Source organism: Oleiphilus sp. HI0066 (genome assembly GCF_001635725.1).
This window is the reverse complement of sequence record NZ_LWFH01000388.1, coordinates 1-627: the sequence shown is the minus strand read 5'-3', so window position 1 is coordinate 627 and position 627 is coordinate 1. Positions and strand designations below refer to the sequence as shown.

Genomic DNA, 627 nt, shown 5'->3' with positions numbered 1-627 from the left:
CACTGGATCATGTCAGATCTAGCAATCTGGATGGCAGGTCATGTGACGGTTCCTCTTTATCCAACATTGAATGCTGACACGGTTAGCTACATTCTTGAGCACAGTGAAGCGCAAGCTTTATTCGTAGGTAAGCTCGATGATTGGGAAGATATGGCTCCGGGCGTTCCAGCTGACATGCCTTGTATCTCTTATCCTTTAAGCCCAGAAAATGATTACCCAACGTGGGATTCATTAATTGCTGAAACAGCTCCTCTTGAGGGTGAAGTTGAGCGTTCAGCAGATGAGTTAGCGACTATCGTATACACCTCAGGTAGTACCGGTCGTCCAAAAGGCGTTATGTTGTCGTTTGGAGCAATGGGTGTAGCTGCTTCCGGTGCATCTCAGGCTCTTAAATTATTCACTGAAGATCGCATGCTTTCATACTTGCCACTTGCGCACGTGTTTGAGCGTTATGTTGTTGAGCAGTCGTCGTTCTACATTGGTTTCGAACTTTATTTTGCAGAAGCGTTAGACACCTTCTTGCAAGACCTTCAGCGAGCACGTCCGACAGTATTCGTTTCAGTGCCGCGTTTATGGTCTAAGTTCCAGCTAGGTATTTTCAAGAAAATGCCTCCTAAGAAACTTAAT

1 protein-coding gene is annotated in these 627 nt (G+C 45.6%); it reads left to right on the top strand.

Going from position 1 to position 627, the window contains the following annotated elements:
* A partial coding sequence (locus A3738_RS05320; protein WP_156503985.1) for an AMP-binding protein occupies positions 1 to 627 on the top strand: 627 nt, incomplete at both ends.